This is a genomic window from Nonomuraea sp. NPDC005730 (genome assembly GCF_040630865.1).
Lineage (GTDB): Bacteria > Actinomycetota > Actinomycetes > Streptosporangiales > Streptosporangiaceae > Nonomuraea.
The window spans coordinates 1-15,571 of the sequence record NZ_JBEXYK010000112.1 but is presented as its reverse complement, the minus strand read 5'-3'; the positions used below and the strand labels follow the sequence as shown (position 1 = coordinate 15,571).

Sequence of the window (15,571 nt, the reverse complement as noted above, 5' to 3'; positions counted from 1 at the left end):
TTGCGAGGGTGTCCAGTTCGGTCGTCACAACCCGAGAATGGGCATCCTCGCCCTATCTCCGCAGCTATGCCTTGGACTCATTCATCTAGTCGGGGCGGGTGGCGAACAGTTCGAGGTGGTGGCAGGAGCGGCAGCGGTAGGCGTCGATCTCCCACTTGGGACGGCCCATCAGCCGGGCGCCGCCGAAGATCCCGCGCGACAGCGCCCCTTCGACCCAGCGGGCGTACCCCCGGGAGTGCTCACCCTGGTCGGCGACGAACCCGGGTTCGAGCCCCTCCGCGCCGCAATGCGTGCACCGTAAGTTGTCCATGCCGCAGAGCCTAGATCTCCGCGAGGTGCGCCACGTTGGCCACGTCGGCCGGATCGGTGCTGGGCCGCCCGCCGAACCAGGCGTCGAGGATCTCGCCGAGCACGACGTCGGAGGTCAGGCGGAGGCTGAGGGCCAGCACGTTGGCGTCGTTCCACCTGCGCGCCCCGTCGGCGGTGTAGGCGTCGGCGCACAGCGCGGCCCGCACGCCGGGCACCTTGTTGGCCGCGATGGAGGCGCCCGTGCCCGTCCAGCAGCAGACCACCGCCTGGTCGGCCCGGCCCTCCGCGACGTCTCTGGCGGCCAGCTCGCAGGCCCACGCCCAGTCGTCGCGCTCGCCGTCGTCGAGTGCGCCGTGGGTCAGCACCTCGTGACCACGCCCGCGCAGCTCGGCCACGATGCGCCCGGCCACCCCGTCGTTGCTGTCCGCCGCCACCGAAATCCGCATGGGCCCATCTCTACCAGCATTGTGGTGGCGGGTGCGGGGATCGAACCCGCCTGGAGCGGCTTATGAAACCGCCGGGCACACCAGCGCCCCCACCCGCCTGGAACGGGCCGGGGGCCGCCGATCTCAACGGCGGGAACCCCCGGACGGGTGCGGCATGCGCATTCGCCGGACGACCGGCTGGATGACCATGGGCACGAGCATGCCGCCCGCGCCCCCGGCCCCGCAACGCGTTTTTCTCACATGTACCGGGCGCGCATGCGCTCGCAGAAGTCGTCCGACAGCTTGGTCATCAGCCGGGACAGCTCGGCCCGCTCCGGCTCCGGCCAGTCGGACAGCACCTCCTCGAACCACTCGGTGGTGACCCGGCGGCACCTGCTCGCCACCTCGGCCCCCTCCTCGGTGAGCGCGATGCGCCAGGCCCGCCGGTCGTCGGGGTCGCGTACGCGCTCGACCAGCCCGCGCTGCTCAAGGGCCGCGACGTGCCTGGTCACGTGCGGGCTCTCGACCTGGAGCCCCTCGGCGATCATGCCGATCCTGCGGGGCTCGCCCGCGTCGAGCAGATAGACGATGATCTGCACGTCGGGCCGGTCGAGCCGGATGCCGGCCGCCTCGGTGAGCCATTCGTGGGTCTTGGCGCGGTTGAGCGTGACGACCAGCCGCCGGAAGGCCGACACCGTCCTGTTGAGATCTTCGCCCATCTGTTTGCTTACCTAACTTACGTATGTATCATCGTTGCTCGGTTACTTACCTAAGTTATCTAAAGGAGCCGACATGGCGACAGCCGTCGTATCCGCGACGCGTGAGACGTCGATGCGCAACCCCTGGCCCACGGTGGTCTCCCTGGCGTTCGCGGCCTCCATCGCCGCCCTCCAGAACACCGCGGTGGTCCCGTTGCTTCCCGTGCTGCAGCGGGAGCTGCACGCCTCGCTCTCGGCCGTGAGCTGGACGCTCACCATCAGCCTCTTGGTCGCCGCGGTCTCCACGCCGCTGCTGTCACGCTTCGGCGACATGTACGGCCGGCGCCCGATGATCCTCGGCGCGCTGGGCCTGCTGGTGGTGGGCTCGGTCATGGCGGCGATGGCCACGTCGCTGACCTGGCTGATCGTGGCCCGGGTCCTCCAGGGGGCGGTGTCCGCGCTGGTCCCGTTGTCGATCGGGGTGGTCCGCGACCTGCTGCCCAGGCAGCAGCTCGCGACCGGCATCGGCGTGCTGAGCGCGACGATGGGGTTCGGCAGCGGCGGCGGCATGATCCTGGCCGGGCTGGCCGCCGGTGACTACCACCTGGTGTTCTGGATCACCGGTGGGATCTCGCTGGTGGCCGTCGTGATCCTGGCCTTCCTCGTGCGGGACGTGGCACCGGCCGGCAAGGGCCGTCCTGACCTCGCCGGGGCCGCGCTGCTGACCGCCTGGCTGGTCGCGCTGCTGCTGGCGATCAGCGAGGGCGGCTCGTGGGGCTGGACGTCGCCCGGCGTGCTGGGTCTGTTCGCCGGGGCCGCCGTGCTGGCCGTGGTGTGGGTGCTGGTCGAGCGCAGGGTGGCCGAGCCGCTGGTCGAGATGTCGATGCTGGTGCACAGGGGGACGATCGGCGCGACGGTCTCCTCGATGTTGCTCGGGTTCTCGTTCTTCACGATGCTGACCGGCATGTCACAGTTCGCCCAGGTCCCGAAGGCGACCGGCTTCGGCTTCGGCGCCTCCACCCTCCAGGTCGGGCTGTTCCTGCTGCCGAGCACCCTGTTCATGCTGGTCATCTCGTTGTTCGCGGGGCGGATCATGCGCCGGTTCGCCGCCTCGTACATGGTGGCGACGGGCGCGGGCGTGACCGGGCTCGGGGGGCTGTGGCTGGCGTTCGAGCACGGCAGCCCGGCCACCCTGTACGTGGCCTCCTCCCTCATGGGCATCGGCCTCGGCATCGGCTACGCCGCGCTGGGCACGATGGCCGTCGAGCACGTCGAGCCGTCCAGGACCGCGCTGGCCGCGGGGGTCAACGCGCTGGTGCGCATCGTCGGCGGCAGCGTGGCGGGCGCGGCCATCGCCGCGATCCTGGCCGCGCGCCCCGGCGTCGTGGGCTTCCAGTGGGTCTTCGGCACCGCCGCGGCGGCCGGGCTGGTCGCGGCGGTGTTCGCCACCGTCTACGGAAGGTTGAACAGCCGGGCCGTCACAGCGCCTTCAGCCCACTGATCACTTCCAGCAGCACCTTGGCGTCCGGCGCGGGGGGCGGCAGCTCGACCTGGACGAGCTGCCGCGCGTGCAGGTCGCCGACCAGCACCCTGACCACGCCGATGGGCAGGTTCAGCTCGGCGGCCACGTCCACCAGCCGGGTCGGCTTGGTGCACTTCTGCATGATGATCAGGTGCTCGGGCCCGAGCCCGACCGGAGGCGTCAGCCCACCGGCGGTGACGATGACCGCGATGAGGTCGATGGCCTCGCTCGCGGGCACCGTACGGCCCCTGGTCAGCAGGTAGGCCGGGACGATCGGACCGGCGTCCTCGTCCAGCCAGCGCTCGTCACTCACTTGGCACCACCCGCATCACAGGACGGGCGGGCTCCTTCACGTCGGCCTCCGGTTCCGGATCGGCGACGTGCTCAGCCGGGATCAACACGATCGCGGTGGTCCCTCCATATGGTGAACCGCGTAGCGTCACGCGGATGTCGTGCCTGGCGGCCAGGCGGGAGACGACGAAAAGCCCCAGCTTGTCGCTGTCGGCCAGGTCGAACTCGGGTGGGCTGGCCAGCCGCTCGTTGAGTTCGGCCAGCTCCTGGGCACTCAGCCCGAGCCCGCGGTCCTCGACCTCGAAGGCGAAGCCGCGGGCGGTTCCCTCGCCGCGCACGATGACCTGCGTGTGCGGCGGCGAGTAGACGGTCGCGTTCTCGATGAGCTCGGCGACCAGGTGGATCACGTCGCCGACCACCGGCCCGGCCAGGCGCTGGCCGGACATCGGCTCGACGGTGACCCGGCGGTAGTCCTCCACCTCGGCCGTCGCGCCGCGGGCCACGTCGAGCAGCGGCACCGGCTTGCTCCAGCCGCGGCCCGGGGTGGCGCCCGACAGGATGATCAGGCCCTCGGCGTGGCGGCGCATGCGGGTGGTCAGGTGGTCGAGGCGGAACAGGTCGTCCAGGGCCTCGGGGTCGGTGGCGCGGTGCTGCATGTCCTCCAGCTGGATGCGCTGGCGGTGCAGCAGGGCCTGGGAACGTCTGGCCAGGTTGCGGAAGACGTGCCCGACGCCCTCGCTGAGCTGCGCCTGGCCGATCGCGGCCTCGACGGCGGTCTGCTGGACGGTGGAGAAGGCCTGGCCGACGTCGCCGATCTCGACCGTGCTGGTGGCCACCGACAACTCCGGCATCTCCACCCTCTCGCCCTTGCGCAGCTTGGCCACCACGTGCGGCAGCCGCTCCTGGGCCACCTCCAGGGCGGCGAGCCTGAGCGCGCCCAGCTCCTTCGACAGCCGGTTGCCCATCCGCAGCGAGAACACGATCGACACGATGACCAGCAGGAAACACGTGCCGGCCAGGATGAACGCCCGCGACAGCACCTGGTCGGCCACGGGGTCGGCGCGCGCGTTGAGCAGCTTGCTGGCCCGCATGAGCGACTCCCCGTACGTCTTGGAGATCGACTCGGTGGTGCTCAGCCAGCCGCGCGGCGGCGTGGCGCCGGCGACGATCCGGTCCTCCATCAGTCGCATGCGCTGGTAGACGGGCGAGGTGACGAGGGAGACCTGGGTGTCGCGCAGGCTCGCGTCCAGCTCGCCGAGCCCCTGGTCGATGAGGAAGCGCCGGTTGCCGACGATCTGGGTGAACTGCCGGCGTTCGGACGGCGTGACCGGCCCGAGCGCGATGGCCTGTTCCCTGGTCAGCAGCTCCTTGGCGTAACCCAGCTCGATGATCACGCGGGACTGCTCGTAGATCGGGATGTCGTCGATGAGCGCGACGCGCCGGTGCAGGCCGTAGAGGGAGTCGATCACGGTGTTGTACGCCTCGCCGGCGAGCAGACGGTCGGACAGGCCGTCGTCGATCTCACCCCGGATCGCGTCGAGCCTGCCGAGCTGCGTGTACACCGCGTCCACCTGCGCACGGATCTCTTCCGATCGGTCCTTGGAGTTGCTGGAGAGCTTTCTGAACTCGTCCCTGGCGGCGTCGGTGCGGGTGCGCTGGTCGGCCACGTCCTTCTGGGAGGCGGCCCGGCGCAGCAGCTTGGCCGAGGAGAGACGCTCGTGCTGGAGCTCGCTGATCAACTTGTACGCCGGATGGCGGAGGTTCGTCCAGAGTGTCTTGTACTGACGCAGCTCCAGGCTCTCGCCGGCGGTGACGGCGGTGATCACGCCCCACAACACGACCATGGAGGTCAGAGGCACGAGTAGTAGTCCGATGATCTTCATGCGGATCGTCCGGCTACGACCCATGGCACCTCACTCCGGTCGGTCCCCTGCTGGCAACCCCGGACGGGACAAGCCCAGAGGATAGCAATTCGATCACCCAATTGCCCAATTTTTCGGGACTTTTGGACATGTGTCCGTGATCTTGCAGTAGGTTTCCCCCAAATCGGTTACAGAGGGAGCTGCGTTGCGCCGTCGTCTCACAGCGGCCGCCGCGCTGGCGCTTCTGTCGGCCTGTTCCGGGCCCACGGAGGTCCCCCGGCCCCCCGCCGCCGAGTCGGTCTTCGTGTACGCGCAGAACCTGGACGTCATCTCCGACTGGGACCCCGCGAGCTCCTACTCCAACGAGCTCATCGCCTTCCAGAACGTCTACGAGACCCTGACCCTCTGGAACCCCTTCACCAAGAAGTCGGCCCCCCGCCTGGCCACCTCCTGGCGCTCGACGCCCGACGGCCGCACCTGGACGTTCACACTGCGCCAGGGCGCGACCTTCCACACCGGCCGGCCGGTGGACGCCGCGGCGGTCAAGGCGTCGATCGAGCGCACGATGAAGACCGGCGCGGGCGCGTCCTACATCTGGGACGCCGTCTCCTCCGTCAAGGCCGAGGACGCGAGCACGGTCACGTTCGCCCTGAAGTACGCCGTGCCGCTCGACCTGGTGGCCTCCTCCGGGTACGCGGCCTACATCTACGACACGCAGGCGGCGCCCGACCTGCGCTCATGGCTCGGCGCGGGCAGGGACGCCGGGTCGGGGCCGTACACGGTGGCGGCCTGGCATCCGGGCCAGGAGGAGGAGCTGACGCTCAAGGCGTACCCCAAATACTGGGGCGGATGGGACAAGCCGCACTACAGCACGGTCAAGTACCGCGTCGTGCCGGACCCCGACCGCGCGTGGCGGATGCTGGCCCGCGGCGAGGTGAGCTTCGTGGACCGGCTCAGCCCCCGGCTGTTCGCCAGGGCCGCGGTCACGCCCGGGGTGCGCACCAGCGAGCGGGACTCGTACCAGACGGCCATGCTGCTGTTCAACACCGCGAGCGGCCCGATGCAGGACGTGCGGGTGCGCCGCGCGGTGCAGAAGGCCGTCGACTACCGCGGCCTGGCCAGGGCGCTGCGGGGCGCGGTCGCGCCGGCCGCCGGCATCGTCCCGGAGGGGCTGACCGGCCACGTCGCACGCCGCGCGCCCCGGCAGGACCTGGCGGGCGCGGCGGCCCTGCTGGGCCGCGCCGGGTACGGGCCCGCGGGCCGGCCGCTGCGGCTGCGGCTCACCTACGCGCAGGGCGACCACGACCAGCGGCTGCTGGCCACCAGCCTGGCGGCGGAGCTGAAGCCGCTGAACGTCACGCTCGACGCCCGCGCCATGTCCTGGAACGCCCAGTGGCAGCAGGGCAGGAAACGCGGCCAGGACATCTTCGTCATGTACTGGTGGCCCGACTACCCCGACGGCTACTCGTGGTTCGGCAACGTCTTCCGCAGCGCCGACCCGCCGGTGTTCAACCTGGCCTACCTGCGCGACAGGACCCTGGACGAGCTGCTCGAAGGGCTGCCCGAGCTGAGCGTGACCGACAAGGAGGCCGCGCAGGCGGCGTACGAGCAGGCCACCGGACGCGTGCTCGACGTGCGGGCCGCCGCGGCGCTGCCCTGGGTGGTGCGGTACCAGCGGGCCTACCTGGGCGGCGTCCAGGGCTACGACGACAACCCGGCCTACCCCGACGTGGTCTTCGCCTACGAGCTGCGCCCGTCCGGCTGAGCCGCCTCCGACGCCGCCTCGACCCGCTCACGCAGCCGCGTCCTGATCTCCTCGGGCGTGTACGCCCGCCGGCGACGTTCGGCGCGCGCGATCACCACCCCCGTGGCCGCGACCCCCGCGATTCCCGCCAGACCGAGCATCTTCCACCAGCGCATGTGCCTAGGCTAGCGATGTGCTGACTCTCGACGAGGCCGTCAAGGTGACCAGAACCGGCGATCTGTGGATCTTCCGCGGGAGGTCCGTGCCCGACCGGGCCATCCAGACGATGACCAACAGCCCGGTCAACCACGTGGGCATGGCGATCGTGATCGAGGACCTGCCGCCCATGATGTGGCACGCCGAGCTGGGCAAGTCGCTGCTCGACCTGTGGGCGGGCAGCCACCAGCGCGGCGTCCAGCTGCACGACCTGCGCGACGCGGTCACCGTCTGGGCCGACCGCTACGGCCAGCGTCCCTGGCTGCGCCAGCTCGAACCGCAGGCCACCCCCGAGATGGAGGACGCCGCGCTGCGCGTGGTCGCCCGGCTCGACGGCACCCCGTTCCCGTCCACCGCCCGGCTGGCCGCCCGCTGGGCCAGGGGCCGGGTCCCGCGGCGGGCCAGGAAGGAGGCCACGCCGGAGAGCGCGTACTGCGCGGAGGTCGTGGCCGTCACCTACGAGGAGATGGGCCTGCTGCCCGGCGGCCGGCGTCCCAACTGGTACGACCCGGGCAGATTCTGGAGCGGCGACGACCTGGAGCTGCTGATCGGCCGCCGCCTCGGCCACGAGATCACCGTGGGAGTGCCGCGTACGCGGGCCTGACCCTGGCCAGCGGGACCGTCAGCACGACGAGCGCGGCCACCAGCACGAACCCCAGCCGGTAGCCGGTGTGCCCGAGCACCAGCCCGAACCCCGTCGCGCCCACGCCCATCCCCGCGTCGTAGGCCAGGTTCCACAGGGCGCTGACGCGGGCCGGCTCGCCGCGCTGGAGCATCACCGTCAGCGTCGCGTTCTGCAGCACCCCGAACCCCGCCCCGAACAGCGCCATCCCGGTCACGACCGCCACGGGAGCGGTCGTCCACGCCTGCAGCGCGGTGCCCGCGGCGGCGGCGAGCAGGCCCGGCACGAGCAGGCCGGCCGGGCCGTGCCGGTCGCCGAACCGGCCCGCCCACCAGCGGGCCGCCGGCGTGGCGAGCGACTGGGCGAGCAGGGCCGCCGAGGCCAGTCCTGGCGAGCCAGCCAGCGGCAGGAACGTCACCAGGACGCCGACGGAGACCGTGACCGAGGCGAAGACCAGCATCGGCGCGGCCAGCCCGCCCGTCCGCCCGCCCACGCCGGCCGTGACCGGCCTGCCGGCGGGCAGGCCGGTCACCGCCACGAGCCCGGCCAGGGGCAGCAGCCCGGCGACCACGAGGACGGGCGCGAACCCGAGCACGTCGGCCGCCCACAGGCCCAGCGGCAGCCCGGCGACCGAGGGCACGCCGACGGCCAGGCCGTACAGGCCGAGCCCTTCGCCGCGGCGCTCGGCGGGCACCAGGTCGGCGGTGAGCGCGGTGCCGGCGACCACGAGCACGCCGAGGCCCGCGCCGCGCAGCAGCGACACGGCCAGCACCACGGGCAGCTCCGCCGACAGCGGGAGCAGCAGGGCGGGCAGGCCGAGCAGGACCAGGCCGAGCGCCATCGCCGCGCGGTAGCCGTGCCGCGACAGCAGCCAGGGGACGGCCAGCTCGGCGAGGACGGTGGACGCCATCATCGCGCCGGTGGCCAGGCCCGCGCCGGACGCGCCGGAGCCGCCGGTCGCCGCGTACAGGGGGACGGTGGAGAACAGCAGGAAGAAACCGAGCATCCCGGTCACCGAAGCGGCCATCATCAGGCTCAACGAGCGCGTCATCATGCCTTCGACGATGACGAATCCCGTTCTGGGTGGGATCGGGCATGATGCGTAGCCGCCTCTTCATAATGAGAGGTGTGTTCGTGGGACGTGAGGCCGAACTGGGCCGGCTGACCGCCGCGTGGGCCAGCACCCCGAGTGCGGTGCTGGTCGTGGGCGAGGCGGGGATCGGCAAGTCCAGGCTGGTCGGGCGGTTCGCCGGCGGGGTGGACGCGCTGGTGGCCGAGGGCGGGGCCGATCCTGGCGGGCCGGCGTACGCGCCGTTCGTGCCCGTGCTGCGCCGCCTGGTCAGGGAGTACGGCGCCGGGCTCGTGCCGGGCGGCGGGCGCAAGGGCCTGGCGTGCCTGCTGCCCGAGCTGGGGGAGCTGGACGACACGCCCGACCTGGGCCGGGCCCGGCTGTTCGAGGAGGTGCTGCTGCTGGTCGAGCGGGCCGCCGAGCGCCGTCCGCTGGTGATCGTGCTGGAGGATCTGCACTGGGCCGACCAGGCCGCCCGCGACCTGCTGGCGTACCTGCTGCGCAACCTGACGCGGCCCGGCGCGATGGTCGTCGCGACCTCGCGCGAGCCGCTGCGGCTGCCCGGCGCCGAAGTGGTCAGGGTGCCGCCGCTCGGCCGCGACGAGGTGGCCCGCCTGCTCGGCCGCGACGACGTCGACGCGATCGTGGCGCGCAGCGAGGGCAACCCGCTGTTCGCCGAGGCGCTGGCCGAGGCGGGCGACACGACCCCCGCCTCGCTGCGCGAGCTGCTGCTCGCCGGGGCCGAGAAGCTGCCGGGGCCTGGTCTCGACGTGCTGCGGATCGCCGCCGTGGCCGGGCGCAGGACGCCCCACGAGGTGCTGCGTCAGGTCGCCGGGCTCGACGACCTCGCGCTCGACGAGGCGCTGCGGCCGGTCGTACGGGCTCGGCTGCTGCTCGTGGACGGCGACACCTACGTCTTCCGGCACGCGCTCATCCGCGAGGCCGTCTACGACGACCTGCTCCCCGGCGAACGCCGCCGCCTGCACGCCCGCTGCGCCCCCGCCCAGCCCGAACTGGCCGCCGACCACTGGCACGCCGCCGGCGACGGGCCCCGCGCCTTCGAGGCCGCCTGGCGGGCCCGCAGATGGGACCTGGTGCTGGAGCTGTGGACGCACGCGGACGGCCAGGACCACGCCCAGGTGCTCGAGGCCGCCGCCAGGGACGCCCTGCGCGACGGCGACGCCCACCGCGCCGACGACCTGGCCGGCCGGGCGCTCGCCGAGGTCGCCGACCCGCTGCGCGCGGCCCACCTGCTGGAGCTGCGCGTCGCCATCCGCGACCTGCACGGCGAGGAGGGCCTGGACGACCTGCGCGAGGCCGTCCGGCTGGCCCCCCGCGAGTCCAGGCTGCTCGGCGCCCTGGCCTGCACGCTGGCCTGGCATGGCCGGGACGACGAGGCCCGCGCCCGCGCCGAGGAGGCGTACGCGCTGGGCGACGCCAGGTCCCTGGTCACCCTGGCCGCGCTCGCCGCGCTCGACGACGACCTCGCCACCGCCTCCGCCCTGTTCGCCCGCGCCCGGATCAGCGCGCCCGACGACGACACGCTGCTCGTCTCCTACGCCGGCGAGGCCGACGCGCTGGAGGCCGCCGGCGAGCACGCCAGGGCCGAGGCGGTCGCGCGGCGCGGCATGGCCGAGGCCGCCCGGCTGGGCCTGGCCCGCTCGCGCGGCGCCCACCTGGCCGCCAACCTGGCCGAGCCGCTCGCCTCGCTGGGCCGCTGGAAGGAGGCCCGCGAGGTCGCCGCCCCCGCGCTCGCGCTCGACCCGCCGCCGATCCACCGCGCCTGGATCCTGCTCGTGCTCGGCACGGTCGCGGTGCGGGAGGGCTCGCTGTCCGCGGCCGGCGCGCTGCTCGCGCAGGCCAGGCCGCTCATGCGCGGGCGTTCGCGCGGCTACGACTCCTGCCTGGAGCCCGACCTGCTCGAATGCCGCCTCGCCGAGGCCGGGGGAGACCTGGACCGGGCGCGCCGGCTGGTCGACCACGTGCTGTCGGAGCACGACCTGACCCGCAGCCGCCGCTACGCCTGGCCGCTGCTGGCCCTCGCGGCCCGCATCGGACGGGTGCGCGCCGCGCCGCCGGGCCTGCCCACCGTCGGGCGGCTGCAGGAGGCGTACCGGGCCACGTTCGAGGCCGAGCTCGGCGGCTCGTGGGCGGCCGCGGTGGCCGCCTGGCGGGCCGTGGGGCAGCCGTACGGGCTGGGGCGGGCGCTGGTCGGCGCGGCCGAGCGGGACCCGGCGGGGGCCCGCGAGCCGCTGCGCGAGGCCCTGGCCATCGCCGCCGCGCTCGGCGCGGAGCCGCTGCGCCGGCAGGCGGAGGCGGCGGCGGCCACCGCCCGGGTGACGCTGTCGGCGGCGCCGGGGCTGTCGGCCCGCGAGCTGGAGGTGCTCGGCCTGGTCGCCGAGGGCCTGAGCAACCGGCAGATCGCCGAGCGGCTGTACATCTCGGCCAGGACCTCCGGCGTGCACGTGTCGAACATCATGGCCAAGCTCGGCGCCGCCTCCCGCGTGGAGGCCGCCGCCGTCGCCCGCCGGACCGGCCTGATATGAACTCCGGCATGACAACCGTGAACGTCGCCCTCATCGGCGTGGGCAACTGCGTGTCGTCCCTCGTGCAGGGTGTCGAGTACTACCGCGACGGCGAGGCGCCTGGCCTGCTCAACCCCGTGTGCGCCGGATACGCCGTCTCCGACGTGCGTTTCACCGCCGCCTTCGACGTCGGACGAGCCAAGCTCGGCCTGGACCTGTCGCAGGCGATCTGGGCGCGGCCGAACAACTCCCGCCGCTTCGCCGACGTGCCCCACCTGGACGTGCCGGTGCGCGAGGGCATCCTGGCCGACGGCGTGGGCGAGGGCTCGGCCGAGCTGGTCGAGCCGAGCGGCGCCGCGACGGCCGCCGACGTGGCCGCCCACCTGCGCGAGACCGGCTCCCAGGTCGTGGTGAACTTCCTGCCCACCGGCGCCCAGCGCGCCACCGAGCTGTACGCCGAGGCCGCGATCGAGGCCGGTTGCGCGTTCGTCAACTGCATGCCCGCCGTGCTCGCCCGCTCCGAGCGGTGGCGCGACCGTTTCGCCGCGGCCGGGCTGCCGCTGCTCGGCGACGACCTGAAGAGCTCCTTCGGCGCCACGCTCGTGCACCGGGCGCTGGTCGACGCCCTGACCGCGAGCGGGGTGCGGCTGCGCGACGGCCACCAGCTCCTGGCCGGGGGCAACATGGACTTCGTCAACCTCCAGGACCCGGCCAGGATGGCCGGCAAGCGGGCCACCAAGGCGACCGGCGCCGGCACCTCCACCCACGTCGGCGCCCAGTACCTGCCCTTCCTCGACGACCGCAAGATCGCGTTCATCCGGCTGGAGGGCGAGGGGTTCGGCGGCTCCCCGCTGGAGATCGAGCTGCGCATGGTGGTGGAGGACTCGCCGAGCGCGGCGGGGAACGTCCTCGACGCCGTGCGCCAGGCCAAGGCCGCGCTCGACGCGGGTACGGGGGGCTTCCTGCGGGACATCTCGGCCGCCCTCATGAAGGCGGTCTGACCTCGGACGCCGGGTCCGGCCGTGGCAGGCTAGGAGGATGCGCCTGGCGACCTGGAACGTGAACTCGGTCAAGGCACGGCTGCCGCGCCTGCTCGACTGGCTGGCCGCGACCGAGCCCGACATCGTCTGCCTGCAGGAGACGAAGTGTCCCGCGGAGTCGTTCCCCGTGGCGGAGGTGGGCGAGCTCGGCTACGCCGCCGCCGCCCACGGCGACGGCCGGTGGAACGGCGTCGCCGTGTTGTCCAGGGTCGGGCTGGAGGAGGTGACGCGGAGCTTCCCCGGCGAACCGGGCTTCGCCGAGCTCGACGGGGTGGGCGCCGCCCGTCCCGAGGCCCGCGCGCTGGGCGCGACCTGCGGCGGCCTGCGGGTCTGGTCCCTGTACGCGCCGAACGGCCGCGCGCTCGACTCGCCGCACTACGCCTACAAGCTGCAGTGGTTCGCCGCGCTGCGGGACGCGCTGGCCGAGGAGGCGGGCTCGCCGCTGGTGGCCTGCGGCGACTACAACGTGGCGCCGACCGACGCCGACGTCTGGGACCCCGCGCTGTTCGCCGGCTCCACGCACGTCACCCCCGCCGAACGCCGCGCGCTCGCCGAGCTGCTCGACCTCGGCCTGCGCGACGTGGTGCCGACGCCGATGAAGGGGCCCCACCCGTACACGTACTGGGACTACCGGGCCGGGATGTTCCACCAGAACAAGGGCATGCGGATCGACCTGGTCTACGCCAGCGCCGACGTCGCCGACCGGGTGCGGGCGGCGTACGTCGACCGCGAGGCGCGCAAGGGGAAAGGCCCCTCGGATCACGCGCCCATCGTGGTGGATCTCGACCCGATAAATTAATCAACAAACAGCTTCAAGACGAGTATCGTGAGTAACCAAATGTGCGGGGGCGCAGCTTCTTCTTCAAGACCGAAAAAGGGGGCCGTGTCGTGGAACCTGCCGATGGTCGTGTCATCCTGTTCGTCCTCATCGGGCTGGCCCTGTTCGCGCTCGGACGCCGCTTCCAGAACATGATCATGCTCAGGCAGGTCTGGAAGCAAACGCAGAGGCAGGTGACGGTGCGGCGGGAGACCGCGCACCACGCGGTGAAGGGTCTGGTCGCCGTCACCGCCGTCGCGGCATTCGTCATCTGGCTCGCGATCAATCTCAATCGGATAATGAGTTGACCGCCGTCAGCTGATTACCGCGATTATCCGGAATGGCGGCGGCGCAGGCCCCATGCGGTGAGCACGGCCAGCCCCGCCGCCGCCAGTCCGACCGCGCGGGTGAGCCGGGCGGCGCGCCGGATGTCCTTGACGTCCGGCTTGGGGCCGTCGCCCATCGTGGGGCGGTGTTCCGTCCTGCCGCCGTACACGTTCGTGCCGCCGAGGGTGACGCCGAGCGCGCCGGCGAAGGCGGCCTCGCACCTGCCCGCGTTCGGGCTGGGGTGGCGGTGGCCGTCCCGTCGCAGCACCCGCAGCGCCCGGACGGGGTCGTCGGCGAGCGCCGCCGTCAGCAGTCCCGTCACGCGTGCCGGTACGTAGTTCGCCACGTCGTCGAGCCGGGCCGCGGCCCAGCCGAACCGTTCGTAGCGGGGGGAGTGGTGGCCGATCATGGCGTCCAGCGTGTTGACCGCCCGGTAGGCCAGCAGCCCCGGCACGCCCGCCACCGCGCCCCAGAACAGCGGGGCGACCACGGCGTCGGAGGTGTTCTCCGCCAGCGACTCCACCGTCGCCCTGGCCAGCTCGGGCGCCTCCAGCCCCGCGGGGTCGCGGCCGCACAGGTGGGGGAGCCTGGCCCGGGCCCGGCGGAGATCGTCCTGCTCCAGGGCCTCGGCCATGTGCACGCCTTCGCGGGCGAGGGTCGTGCCGCCGAGCACGGCCCACGTGGCGAACGCCGTCACCGCCGTGCGGACGGCCCGGTCGCCGCTCCGCTGGGCCAGCGCGCCCAGGGCGGCCGCGCCCCCGACGCAGATCCCGACATGGACCACCCCACGCCACCTCGTGTCGCCGTACGACGACTCCTCCAGCTTCGCCGCCGCCCGTCCGAACAGGGCGACGGGGTGGGCTGAGCTGCGCGGATCACCGAGAACCTGGTCGAGTGCGACACCGAGCGCGAGACCTAGCGGGTCATACCAAATGGGCATGAAGCTCATCTTCGTGCACATCCAGCCAGGCTGCCGCCCGGCGGATGCGTTCCCCGGCGCCGCCGGTCCACATCCTGGCCCAGTTCCCGCCGGCCCGGGCGCGGGTGCGCATGACGTCGTAGGAGCGGTGGAAGCGGAGCCTGGACAGTTCGAGCAACCGCCGGCGTTCGCGGGGCGCGAGGCCGTAGGCGTCGCAGAACAGCCGGATCCTGGCGCCCACGTCGGCGTCGCGCTGGAGAGGGTGACGGTCGACGGGGTCGGCGATCGGGGCCCAGTGGCGGAGGGTGGTGACGATGTCGAACAGCCGGGTGGTGGGCCGGGCCAGGTCGAAGTCGATCAGCGCGACGGGGGTGGCCGCGGGAATGTCGGTGTCCTGACGGAAGATCACGTTGTCCGGCGTCAGGTCGCAATGTCCGATGACCTCCGGCGCGCGGTCGTCGTTCGACCCGCCTTCCCATCCTCCGGCGTCGAGCGGGAACCCGGCGGTCGCGTCGTGGAACTCCCTCACCAGCAGCGCCAGGTCGACCAGAAACGCGTCGGTCGAACCGGCCCGGCACAACCCGCTCCGCCCAGGGACGTACGTGAGGATCTCGCGCCCTAAGCCGTCCGTTCCCAGGACCCGCGGCGCACCCCCGAACCCGGCTGCCTCAAGGTGTCTGAGCAGGGCGTGCACGGCGGGCGTGGCCGGACCGACCGGCCTGCGCACCGTGTCACCGACGCGCACCACCCCGTCTGTCACGTCCCCGCCCTGCAGGGGAATCTCATGCAGGAGCGTCGCGACCATGCCACAACAGCTTAGCCCCATTTGCCCCACCGCCGCCTGCCCTTTACCCCGCCCCCTCCCTCCCCGCCCTGCTCCCCTTCCCCTGCCGCGGGGACGCCCTTCTCCCGGTTTCGGGCCGTCCTCCCCCTGCTTTCGGGACGTTCTTCTCCTGCTTCAGGGACGTCCTGGCCCGCCGGACCGGGATCATCCCCCTCGTCCTGTCCCGAACCGGCACCCCGACGCCTTCACGACCGACGGACACCGTGCCGCGCTGCGCCGTACGTGCCGCGCTGCGCCGTACGCGCCGTGCCGCGCTGCGCCGTACGCGCCGTGCCGCGCTGCGCCGTACGTGCCGTGCCGCGCCGTGCCGCGTCCGCGCCGCGCCGTGCCGCGTCCGCGCC

16 protein-coding genes and 1 tRNA gene are annotated in these 15,571 nt (G+C 73.0%); 7 read left to right on the top strand and 10 right to left on the bottom strand.

The annotated features are described in order from the left end of the window. Positions 1–85: 85 nt before the first annotated feature. The 4 genes from ABZ444_RS50485 to ABZ444_RS50470 form a co-directional block, all read right to left on the bottom strand. Positions 86–310 (bottom strand): hypothetical protein, encoded by a 225-nt coding sequence (locus ABZ444_RS50485; protein WP_352328727.1) that lies wholly within the window; start codon positions 308–310, stop codon positions 86–88. A gap of 10 nt (positions 311–320) precedes the next feature. Beyond that, positions 321–755, bottom strand: coding sequence for an RpiB/LacA/LacB family sugar-phosphate isomerase (locus ABZ444_RS50480; RefSeq protein ID WP_357978224.1), 435 nt, complete (start codon positions 753–755; stop codon positions 321–323). A gap of 22 nt (positions 756–777) precedes the next feature. Then, a tRNA-Met gene (locus ABZ444_RS50475) sits at positions 778–853 on the bottom strand. A gap of 138 nt (positions 854–991) precedes the next feature. After that, positions 992–1,453: a MarR family transcriptional regulator gene (locus ABZ444_RS50470; RefSeq protein ID WP_357978221.1), complete on the bottom strand. Its 462-nt coding sequence runs from the start codon at positions 1,451–1,453 to the stop codon at positions 992–994. A gap of 73 nt (positions 1,454–1,526) precedes the next feature. Between ABZ444_RS50470 and ABZ444_RS50465 the strand changes: the two genes are divergently transcribed. After that, the gene (locus tag ABZ444_RS50465; RefSeq protein WP_358012341.1) at positions 1,527–2,933 is read left to right on the top strand and encodes an MFS transporter; all 1,407 of its coding nucleotides are present in this window, start codon (positions 1,527–1,529) and stop codon (positions 2,931–2,933) included. Here the strand turns inward: ABZ444_RS50465 and ABZ444_RS50460 are convergent. Together ABZ444_RS50460 and ABZ444_RS50455 are read right to left on the bottom strand one after the other, a co-directional pair. After that, positions 2,911–3,267 (bottom strand): DUF742 domain-containing protein, encoded by a 357-nt coding sequence (locus tag ABZ444_RS50460; RefSeq protein ID WP_352328721.1) that lies wholly within the window; start codon positions 3,265–3,267, stop codon positions 2,911–2,913. The two genes, ABZ444_RS50465 and ABZ444_RS50460, sit on opposite strands and share 23 nt — an antisense overlap. After that, positions 3,260–5,152 (bottom strand): nitrate- and nitrite sensing domain-containing protein, encoded by a 1,893-nt coding sequence (locus tag ABZ444_RS50455; RefSeq protein ID WP_358012338.1) that lies wholly within the window; start codon positions 5,150–5,152, stop codon positions 3,260–3,262. The genes ABZ444_RS50460 and ABZ444_RS50455 overlap by 8 nt, the downstream gene beginning before the upstream one ends. A gap of 160 nt (positions 5,153–5,312) precedes the next feature. On the opposite strand from ABZ444_RS50455, the gene ABZ444_RS50450 reads away from it, so the two are divergent. Beyond that, positions 5,313–6,872 carry an ABC transporter substrate-binding protein gene (locus ABZ444_RS50450; protein WP_358012335.1) on the top strand — a complete coding sequence of 520 codons (1,560 nt, stop codon included), beginning with the start codon at positions 5,313–5,315 and terminating at the stop codon, positions 6,870–6,872. Here the strand turns inward: ABZ444_RS50450 and ABZ444_RS50445 are convergent. After that, the gene (locus tag ABZ444_RS50445; protein WP_357978675.1) at positions 6,848–7,027 is read right to left on the bottom strand and encodes a hypothetical protein; all 180 of its coding nucleotides are present in this window, start codon (positions 7,025–7,027) and stop codon (positions 6,848–6,850) included. The genes ABZ444_RS50450 and ABZ444_RS50445 overlap by 25 nt on opposite strands. A 20-nt stretch (positions 7,028–7,047) precedes the next feature. On the opposite strand from ABZ444_RS50445, the gene ABZ444_RS50440 reads away from it, so the two are divergent. Beyond that, positions 7,048–7,671, top strand: coding sequence for a hypothetical protein (locus ABZ444_RS50440; protein WP_358012345.1), 624 nt, complete (start codon positions 7,048–7,050; stop codon positions 7,669–7,671). Here the strand turns inward: ABZ444_RS50440 and ABZ444_RS50435 are convergent. After that, on the bottom strand, positions 7,640–8,743 hold the full coding sequence (locus ABZ444_RS50435; protein ID WP_358012333.1) for an MFS transporter: 1,104 nt from the start codon (positions 8,741–8,743) through the stop codon (positions 7,640–7,642). The two genes, ABZ444_RS50440 and ABZ444_RS50435, sit on opposite strands and share 32 nt — an antisense overlap. Before the next feature lie 74 nt (positions 8,744–8,817). Here ABZ444_RS50435 and ABZ444_RS50430 point away from each other — a divergent pair, with 74 nt between their 5' ends. The 4 genes from ABZ444_RS50430 to ABZ444_RS50415 all read left to right on the top strand — a co-directional run bounded on the left by ABZ444_RS50430 (position 8,818) and on the right by ABZ444_RS50415 (position 13,448). Further along, positions 8,818–11,304 (top strand): AAA family ATPase, encoded by a 2,487-nt coding sequence (locus ABZ444_RS50430; RefSeq protein WP_358012330.1) that lies wholly within the window; start codon positions 8,818–8,820, stop codon positions 11,302–11,304. Positions 11,305–11,312: 8 nt separating this feature from the next. Continuing rightward, on the top strand, positions 11,313–12,284 hold the full coding sequence (locus ABZ444_RS50425) for an inositol-3-phosphate synthase (RefSeq protein WP_358012327.1): 972 nt from the start codon (positions 11,313–11,315) through the stop codon (positions 12,282–12,284). A gap of 37 nt (positions 12,285–12,321) precedes the next feature. Beyond that, on the top strand, positions 12,322–13,122 hold the full coding sequence (locus tag ABZ444_RS50420; protein ID WP_358012324.1) for an exodeoxyribonuclease III: 801 nt from the start codon (positions 12,322–12,324) through the stop codon (positions 13,120–13,122). 89 nt (positions 13,123–13,211) lie between these two features. Then, positions 13,212–13,448 carry a hypothetical protein gene (locus ABZ444_RS50415; protein WP_357978197.1) on the top strand — a complete coding sequence of 79 codons (237 nt, stop codon included), beginning with the start codon at positions 13,212–13,214 and terminating at the stop codon, positions 13,446–13,448. A 23-nt stretch (positions 13,449–13,471) separates the two neighbouring features. On the opposite strand, the gene ABZ444_RS50410 is transcribed toward ABZ444_RS50415, so the two are convergent. Continuing rightward, entirely contained in the window at positions 13,472–14,407 is a 936-nt protein-coding gene (locus ABZ444_RS50410; RefSeq protein ID WP_358012321.1) for a cobalamin biosynthesis protein, read from the bottom strand. Continuing rightward, the gene (locus ABZ444_RS50405) at positions 14,391–15,191 is read right to left on the bottom strand and encodes a phosphotransferase (RefSeq protein ID WP_358012318.1); all 801 of its coding nucleotides are present in this window, start codon (positions 15,189–15,191) and stop codon (positions 14,391–14,393) included. The genes ABZ444_RS50410 and ABZ444_RS50405 overlap by 17 nt, the downstream gene beginning before the upstream one ends. Positions 15,192–15,571 lie beyond the last annotated feature (380 nt).